Origin of the sequence: Hansschlegelia beijingensis, assembly GCF_045505405.1 — a bacterium.
Classification (GTDB): domain Bacteria; phylum Pseudomonadota; class Alphaproteobacteria; order Rhizobiales; family Methylopilaceae; genus Methylopila; species Methylopila beijingensis_A.
Genome location: NZ_JBJKEX010000382.1, coordinates 1 through 2,838 on the forward strand (window position 1 = coordinate 1; position 2,838 = coordinate 2,838).

At 68.7% G+C, this 2,838-nt stretch carries 4 protein-coding genes and 2 pseudogenes; all 6 read right to left on the reverse strand.

What is annotated here, in order from left to right; genetic code table 11:
- Positions 1-86, reverse strand: a pseudogene (locus tag ACIKT0_RS16365) (transcriptional regulator NrdR); the annotation flags it as partial.
- Between the two features lie 25 nt (positions 87-111).
- Positions 112-477 (reverse strand): annotated as a pseudogene (locus ACIKT0_RS16370) (molybdopterin molybdenumtransferase MoeA); the annotation flags it as partial.
- Positions 474-965, reverse strand: coding sequence for a cyclic pyranopterin monophosphate synthase MoaC (moaC, locus tag ACIKT0_RS16375; RefSeq protein ID WP_407106444.1), 492 nt, complete (start codon positions 963-965; stop codon positions 474-476). The gene moaC and the pseudogene ACIKT0_RS16370, both read right to left, overlap by 4 nt.
- 1 nt (position 966) lies before the next feature.
- The gene (locus ACIKT0_RS16380) at positions 967-1,341 is read right to left on the reverse strand and encodes a hypothetical protein (RefSeq protein ID WP_407106445.1); all 375 of its coding nucleotides are present in this window, start codon (positions 1,339-1,341) and stop codon (positions 967-969) included.
- Positions 1,338-1,904: a DUF1003 domain-containing protein gene (locus tag ACIKT0_RS16385; RefSeq protein WP_407106447.1), complete on the reverse strand. Its 567-nt coding sequence runs from the start codon at positions 1,902-1,904 to the stop codon at positions 1,338-1,340. Before ACIKT0_RS16385 ends, ACIKT0_RS16380 begins: the two co-directional genes overlap by 4 nt.
- 15 nt (positions 1,905-1,919) lie before the next feature.
- Positions 1,920-2,723 carry an indole-3-glycerol phosphate synthase TrpC gene (gene trpC, locus ACIKT0_RS16390; protein ID WP_407106449.1) on the reverse strand — a complete coding sequence of 268 codons (804 nt, stop codon included), beginning with the start codon at positions 2,721-2,723 and terminating at the stop codon, positions 1,920-1,922.
- Positions 2,724-2,838: the final 115 nt, after the last annotated feature.

Here is a 2,838-nt window from a genome sequence, read left to right on the forward strand (position 1 = left end):
TAGACGGAGGCGAAGCGCACATAGGCGACGTCGTCGAGCGCCTTGAGCCCCTCCATCACCAGCCGCCCGATGGTCTCGGCCTGGACGACCGGCCTGAACAGGCTCCCGGACGACGACCTCGTCGCCCGCGCGGTCGGCGTTCTCCTGGAGGAGGACAGCGTCGGCGCCGCGCGGCAGCGGAGCCCCGGTGAAGATCCGCGCAGCTTCTCCGGAGCCGACCTCGCCGGAAAACGCCTTGCCGGCGGCGGCCTCGCCCACGACGCGCAGCCGGACAGGGGCGGACTGGACATCCCCCGAACGCACCGCATAGCCGTCCATCGCGGAGCAGTCCCATGGCGGCTGCGTCCGGACCGCGTTGAGCGGGGCAGCGAGCGTCCGGCCGAGCGCTTCGCCGAGCCGGACGCGTTCCGCGGGAAGCGTCGCGAGCCCCGACAGAATTCGCGCGCGGGCCTCCGCGACAGGGAGGAGGCCGCTCATCCTTCGGCCCGGAAGTCGCCCGAGCGGCCGCCGGACTTGGCGAGCAGACGCACGCCCTCGATCCGCATTCCCCGGTCGACGGCCTTGGTCATGTCGTAGACCGTGAGGCAGGCCACCGAGACGGCGGTCAGAGCCTCCATCTCGACCCCAGTCGGCCCGGTCACCCGCGCCATCGCCGTCACGACCACCCCCGGAAGCGCCTCGTCCGGCGTCAGTTCGACAGACACCTTCGACAGCGCCAGCGGGTGGCAGAGCGGGATCAGTTCGTGGGTCCGCTTGGCGGCCATGATGCCGGCGATCCGCGCCGTGCCGAGCACGTCGCCCTTCTTGGCGTCGCCCGCGAGGATCAGCGCCAGGGTCTCGGGCGCCATGACGACGCGGCCCTCTGCCGTCGCCTCCCGCACGGTGGCGGGCTTGTCGCCGACGTCGACCATATTGGCCTCCCCGGAGGCGGAAAGATGCGTCAGGACGGCTGTTTGAGAGCTCACTTCACACGCCCCTGCCAAAAATTCCTCTGGCGACGTCGAACGAGACCGCCGTCACGACGCCTGCTCCGGTGAGCGCCAAGCCGACCAGATAGAGGCGAGTGGCCCGGTCATAGATCGTCTTCACCAGACCTTCGACCGGCAAAAGCAAGGCCAGAGCCCAGATCTGGAACATGCCGCCGGCGAAGACTGCGACGACGGCGGGGACGTCATACCAGCGCCACGCGTCCGCGCTCGAGGCCCATTGCGAGAGGAAGCCCAGCGTGAACGAGACGGTGATGCCGTAAGCCGTGATCGTGCCGTTGCGGAAAACAGCCTCGACGCGCTCCTCGCCGACCTGAGGAGAGAGCGGCTCTACGCTTCCGATCTGTGCGGTCAACGGCCGCCCCCGAGTTCGTCGTTCTTGCGCACGAGGCTGGTGAGGAGGTCGATCTGCTCCTGCTGCTTCGCGATCAGCGTCATGATGTGTTCGTCTCTCAGCCGATCCAGCTTCTCGTGCAACCCCATGATCTCGATCTCCGCCTTCAGGTTCACTTCGTAATCGAGCGCGGCGTTCTCGCGATCTTTGATGGCCTGGCGGTTCTGGCTCATCATGATCACCGGGGCCTGAAGCGCCGCAAGCATCGACAGCATCAGATTGAGGAAGATGAACGGGTAGGGATCGAACGGTTGCGACAGCAGCCAGAGATTGGCCCCGGCCCACAGCAACAGGAACACGCTGAAACTGATGATGAACGTCCAGGAGCCGCCGAAGGACGCCACCTGGTCGGCGAGGCTTTCGCCGAACGTCTTCTGTTCGTCGCCAGCCGGACGCCGGATCAGGACGCTGCGCCGCCTGGCGTGTTTCAGCACGCGGGCTTCAGCCTCCGTCAGGCCCTCCGCGTCCTTGCCCAGCCAACGTCTCGCTGCAGGATCGAGCTCGGCGCGTGGGTCTGGGGACATATGACGGCCCGTGGTTCACGCCGTGGGAGGCGAAGCCAGAAGGGCGCGAGTGGCGGCGGCGACGTCTTCCTGCCTCATCAGGCTCTCGCCCACCAGCAGCGTCCGGCAGCCGACGGCGGCCAGCCGCGCCACGTCGGCGGGCGTGAAGATGCCGCTTTCGCCGACCAGGATGCGGCCGGGCGGAACCAGAGGCGCGAGCCTCTCGGTCGTCTCCAGCGTGACCTCGAAGGTCCGCAGGTTGCGATTGTTCACGCCCAGTAGAGGAGCGGCGAGCGGCAGGGCCCGTTCGAGCTCCGCGGCGTCATGCACCTCGATGAGGGCGTCCATGCCGAAGTCTGCGGCGGCCGAGACGAGGTCGCGCGCCTCGGCGTCGGTGACGGCCGCCATGATGACGAGAATGCAGTCGGCGCCAAGCGCGCGCGCCTCGGCGACCTGGTAGGGCTCGTAGAGGAAGTCCTTGCGGATCACGGGCAGAGGCGCTGCTTCGCGCGCCCGCACCAGGAATTCCGGCGCTCCCTGGAAGGACGGCCCGTCGGTCAGCACGGACAGGCAGGTCGCGCCGCCCTCCGCGTAGGCTCGGGCGAGGGCGGGCGGGTCGAAGTCGGCGCGGATCAGGCCCTTGGACGGGCTGGCCTTCTTGATCTCCGCGATCAGGGCCGTGCCGCCTGCGTCGAGGGTGCGACGGATGGCGTCGGCGAAGCCGCGCGGCGGAGAGGCCACGTCGGCGGCCTTGCGCACCTCCGCGAAGGAGCGCGCGCTCTTCGCCTCGGCGATCTCGCGTCGCTTGTAGGCCCCGATGCGATCCAGAATGTCGCTCACGCCGCGAGCTCCGCGTTCGAGACCTGCACGAGCGCCTCGAGCCCATAGCGCTCATGGCCGAACCGGGAGCCGACAGCGTCGTGATAATCGTCCAGCAGGCCGCTCATCGCCGTGC

Bases quoted from the DNA above. Each gene is read 5' to 3' on its own strand.
- ACIKT0_RS16385 (WP_407106447.1), bottom strand. From the start codon at position 1,904: ATGTCCCCAGACCCACGCGCCGAGCTCGATCCTGCAGCGAGACGTTGG.